The organism is Pedobacter sp. (genome assembly GCF_035566355.1).
In the GTDB taxonomy this organism is placed as follows: Bacteria; Bacteroidota; Bacteroidia; order Sphingobacteriales; family Sphingobacteriaceae; genus Pedobacter.
In genome coordinates this window covers 1-5,455 of the sequence record NZ_DATMRL010000626.1, presented here as the reverse complement: position 1 = coordinate 5,455, position 5,455 = coordinate 1, and the positions used below count along the sequence as shown (strand labels likewise).

The window sequence follows — 5,455 nt, the reverse complement described above, 5'->3', positions numbered from 1 at the left end:
TCAGATTATGGAAAAACGTCTATAAAGCTTGCCGGAACTCTAAAGGCTTCTGATAAGTTGAAGTTTGAAGGGTCTGCAAATTATATCAATTCAGGAGGAAAGAATCCTCGTACCGGTGTGTCCTCTGGAACCATTTATTATTTAATGCGCTCTACCAATACGGTAGATCCGAGAAATTATCTAAACCCCGACGGTTCTGAAAAAACGTATAACGCTTCTATACAAAACCCGTTTTATTTTACAGAAAACGCGTATTTAAGAGATAATGTAAACAGACTTATAGGTAATCTTGGTGTCGAATATAAGGCGACAGACTGGCTGACGTTCAATTATAAAGCAGGTTTGGATCATTATACGGATTTCAGACAAGTATATAATGAGGTTGGTTTGTTAATTAGTCCATTAGGGTCTATGACAGAACAAAGGATCAGCTATAATGAGATCAACTCTAATTTCTTTGCCAGGGCCTCTAAGCAATTTGGTGACAAATGGAATGTGAATTTCCTGGTAGGACATTCCTTTACTCATATTAACGGAACGAACCTTTCCTTAAATGGAACCCAGGCTGTAGTTCCTAATGTGGAGAGCATTAACAATTACAATGTCTATAACCCGACAACTTTTCCGACTAAAAAGAACATCATTGGTGTTTTTGGTGATCTGACGGTGAGTTATGACAATACAGTGTTCGTGAATGTGACAGGAAGAAATGACTGGTCATCTACACTGCCACCTAAAAACCGGTCTTTCTTTTATCCATCAACCAGTCTTTCTTATGTCTTTACAGAGACTTTGGGACTGCAGGACAATCCGATTTTCAATTATGGTAAGTTAAGGGCTTCTTATGCTGAAGTTGGTAAAGATGCGGATGCTTATCAAATCGGAGAGTATTATTCAACACTTCAGGCTTTTAGTGGTGTGAGTGGGGTAAGAAGAGATATTAAAGTTGGTTCCGAATCTCTGCGTCCGGAGAGAACAAAAGGATTGGAGTTTGGGGGTGAGTTTCATTTTCTGAAAAACAGAATTACCCTGGATGCTAACTATGCTATACTCAATAGCGTTGATCAGATTGTTCCTGTTCCAATCAGTTATGCTTCAGGTTTTGATATTTTCGTAACGAATGCAGGTAAAATCCGTAACAACTCACTGGAGTTTTTGTTGACAGCCAATGTGATCAATACACCAGAATTTAAATGGGACATCAATGCCAACTGGTCACAAACAAAAGGACGCGTGCTGTCGATGCCTCCCGGAGTAAGTGAAATTCAATTTAATCCGGAGACACCATGGGTTAAGCAAATTATTAAAACTGGCGGCAGACCTGGAGACTGGTATGGCTGGCCTTATTTAAGAGTATCTGATCCAAACAGCCCTTATAATGGACAACTTATTCTTGATGCCAACGGATATCCGTCAACCACTCAACAATTGTCAGATAACTTCCTGGTTGGAAATGCCTATCCAGATTGGGTTGGTGGTATTGGCAGTACCTTGAATTACAAAGGGTTTACATTTTCTTTCTTATTCAGCTTTAAGAAAGGTGGAGATGTGTTCGATATTCCGAAAACACAAAGATATACTACAGGTATAGGTGCAGAAACGCAAATGAGAAATGAAATGGTGATTTTTAAAGGCGTTAAGAATACCGGTACTGCGGCAAATCCTGTATATGTTCCAAACGACAAAGCTGCCCTGATTGACCAAAGCTTTTATAATAACAGTTTTGCATACAGGCTTTCTACAGAAAACAATGGTTTTCAGGATGCTTCATGGGTAAGGCTGCAAAATGTTTCACTCGCTTACGAGTTGCCAAAAAAATGGCTGAACAAAACTTTTATTAAATCGGCATCGCTTTCTGTGACAGGAAATAATCTGTGGTTAAGCACACCGTTTAATGGATTTGATCCGGAAGCGAGTGCTTATGGTGCGGGATCAAACTCTGTTGGCTATGTAGGAACGGGTATCCCTTCTACAAGAAGTGTATACGTTGGTGTAAATGTTAATTTCTAAAAAAATGAAAAGAATAAATATAAAAGTCCTGGTTATGATGGTCGTTGTTGCAGCATCGTTTGGTGCTTGCAAGAAGGCCCTGGACATTAATGATGATCCTTCAAGGTTAACTCCTGATCAGGCGAATTTATCAGGCCTTTTAGGTGCGACTATTCAGTTTACTGCAACATCTTTTTTTAATGTGGGGCAATATGGAAATAGCTACCCGCAGTATTTAGCTGGTTTTAACTCCTATGAAGCAAATATAGATGCCTATAATCCCTACGGATTTGACAATATATGGGAATCTGCTTACAGAGATGCGATGCCAAACCTAAAAGATATGATTGACCGTGCAGAAAAGCTAGGAGCTCCTCAGTATTCTGGTATTGGCAAAGTGCTTTTTGCATTAACCTTAATGCAAAGCACAGACATCTGGGGAGACTTGCCTTACAGCCAGGCTTTTAAAGGGCCGACTGTTCCAAGTCCAACGTATGATGCGCAACAGGACATCTATAACACTTCACTGAAGGCTCTTTTAGATGGGGCCATTGCCGATCTGGCTAAACCAGTTCCCGCAACTGCAAGTTTAAAAGTGGGAACAAGTGATCTTATTTTTGGCGGAACAATCGCCAGCTGGCAAAAGGTAGCTTATGGAGCACGGGCACGCTATTATCTCCATTTGTCTAAAAAGGATCCGGCCAATCTTGCTAAAGCCATCTCTGACGTTTCCTCTGCAATTGATGACCAAAAGGGAGCGGTAGATTTACAGTTGAAATATTCTCAGGAAAGACCAAGCCCGTGGTATACAAATCTGGGCCAGCCTGCTATTACAGCAAAACAAGGTCGTCCTTCTTATTTTCTGGTGAATCTGATGAATGGTACAGGATATTTTAGCGGGGTAATAGATCCAAGATTGCCAAAATTATTTGATAACGCAGGAGCTGCTACCTATGTAGGCCGGCCGGTTGGTGCATTGAGTACCGATCCTGGTGCAATCCTGGCAAACTCAGATATAACGGAAAAAACCTATTATGGTGCAAGAACATCTCCTGTTCCTATATTGACTTATGCAGAGATGCAGTTTATAAAGGCTGAAGCCCTGATTGCTACAGATAAAGCTGGTGCATATACTGCTTATATTAATGGTATAAAAGGAAACATGCTGAAGCTTGGGGTTTCAGATGCAGATATAGCTACTTATACAACTAATGCTGTTGTTACTAAGAATGGAAATATCACGATTACGGATATCATGCTTCAAAAATACATAGCCTTATTTCTGCAAATGGAGACCTGGACAGATATGAGACGTTATCAATACGATGCTTCTATTTATCCTGGATTGAAACAGCCTAATAAAAATCTTTTAGGCAATGTGTATGTTCAGCGGGCAAAATACCCTGATAATGAACCAGGTCGAAATCCTAACGTGCCTAAGATTCCAAATCAGGCCCAAAAAATATGGTTGTTCAATTAATTAAGAGAAAATGAAAACGAATATATCAATAATGGTTGCAGGTCTTTTTTCGGTGATGCTGTTGACCACTGCATGTAAAAAGAATGCGCCAGATCAATGGCTGCAGGATAATATTACAGTTATAGGTAAGGTGCCAGTTGTAGCCAGTTTTACTATTCAATCCCCTGCTACTGCAAATGTGACTTCGGGAACATCGGTTCCCCTGGATCTGAGGTACTGGTCTGATGATCCGATTGACAAGATCAACCTGAGGGCAACAGTAGGTACAGGTGCTCAGCAGCTGGTGTCAACTACAGCTTATCAAAAGGCTTATTCCTCTGTGAGCCGTACAGATTCGTTGATCCTGAGTTATCCGGTTCCTTCTGGCCTGGCTACAGGAACAGCCATTGTTCTGGAGGTTGAAGTTGTCAATAAGAACACTTTATCTAAAAAGGGATCTTTAATTAATTTGAAGGTGAAATAATGAAGGATCACTCTAAATAGAATCAACAGGCAGCATGGATAAAGTGCTGCCTGTTTTGTTTTCTGGTTTTTGCTCCCAATCCATATGCTTATGTAAATTCTAAATAATCTATCAACAACCTAAACCCAAATTCATCATGAAAAGAAAACTACTCATGTTATTCTGGTGCACACTTGTTTTAACCACTCAAGTCATGGCCCAGCAAATAACAGTAACAGGAAAAGTAACATCAGCAGACGACGGTTTGCCGCTGCCTGGTGTTTCAGTAAAAGTTAAGGGTAAAACCGGGGGTATCAGTACAGATACTGAAGGTCGTTACTCTATTAAGGCAGAAAGTAATGAAACACTTGTCTTTAGCTTTATAGGTACTGTATCTCAGGAAATAGTTGTCAATGGAGCAAAAGTCATTAACGTTAAATTAAAGCAGGACAGTAAGACCTTAAATGAAGTTGCAGTAACCGCTTTTGGAGTAAAACAGGAAGTCAGAAGCTTGGGATTCTCTACACAGAATGTTAAAGCTCAGGAAATCGTCGACTCTCAGCAACCCAATATTGTGAATGCGTTGCAGGGAAAGGTTGCCGGAGTACAGATTACAAATTCCAGTGGGGCAGCTGGTTCCTCTGCAAATATTATGATCAGAGGGGGAAGTTCATTAAGTGGCAATAATCAGCCCTTATTTATTCTGGATGGAATTCCTGTTGACAACAGCACGCCGGTTGGTCAGGGCGGTTTTGCGACCTCTGTTGGTCCCGCAACAAACAGGGCCATTGATATCAATCCTGAAGATATTGAGACCATAACCGTTTTGAAAGGACCAGCAGCTGCAGCTTTATATGGTATCAGGGCAGCTTCCGGAGCGGTGGTCATTACAACTAAAAAAGGTTCGGGAGGGGCGGCACGGGTAACCTATCAAAATAGTTTCTCCTTTGATCATGTTAATAAATTGCCGGAAATGCAATCTCAGTTTAAGCAGGGAGAGCAAGGTGTTTACAGTGCAAATGCCCAGAATTCATGGGGACCGGCTTTTGCTTCAGGAGAGAAGGTATATGATAATCTGGGCAATTTTTTTAAGAATGCTTTTGCGCAAACGCACGATGTTTCTGTAAGTGGAAGTTCCGATCTGACGCATTATTATACATCAGCTTCGCTAGTTGACCAGGGATCAATTGTAGACAATTCCACTTTTAAAAAGAAATCATTCAGAATTAATGCAGATACCAAGGTTGGTGAAAAACTAACTGTTGGAGGAAATGCTAATTATGTCAGAACCGATCGGGAGTACCTTTCTCAAGGTAGTGCGAACGGTATTATGGGGGTATTATACTGGCCAAGAAATTTAGATATGAAAGATTATTTGAATGCGGACGGTTCGCAGAAAATCATTAGTAAAACTGGAAATGACAATCCCTACTGGACAATTCAAAACAAACCCTTTACCTCTAATGTGAATAGGATTATTGCTCAGGGTAACCTGGACTATAATCCATTCCGTTTTCTGAATTTTACTTACAGGCTTGGGACGG

General features: G+C 40.6%; 4 protein-coding genes. All 4 read left to right on the top strand.

Features of this window, described 5'->3' with window-relative positions; translation table 11 throughout:
* Positions 1-2,010, top strand: a 2,010-nt coding sequence (locus VNZ46_RS24555) for a SusC/RagA family TonB-linked outer membrane protein (protein WP_325563555.1), incomplete at its 5' end; no start/stop codon positions are given.
* A gap of 4 nt (positions 2,011-2,014) precedes the next feature.
* The gene (locus tag VNZ46_RS24550) at positions 2,015-3,469 is read left to right on the top strand and encodes a SusD/RagB family nutrient-binding outer membrane lipoprotein (RefSeq protein WP_325563553.1); all 1,455 of its coding nucleotides are present in this window, start codon (positions 2,015-2,017) and stop codon (positions 3,467-3,469) included.
* A 10-nt stretch (positions 3,470-3,479) separates the two neighbouring features.
* The gene (locus tag VNZ46_RS24545) at positions 3,480-3,932 is read left to right on the top strand and encodes a hypothetical protein (protein WP_325563551.1); all 453 of its coding nucleotides are present in this window, start codon (positions 3,480-3,482) and stop codon (positions 3,930-3,932) included.
* A gap of 136 nt (positions 3,933-4,068) precedes the next feature.
* Positions 4,069-5,455: TonB-dependent receptor plug domain-containing protein (locus VNZ46_RS24540; RefSeq protein ID WP_325563549.1), on the top strand; the 1,387-nt coding region annotated here is incomplete at its 3' end.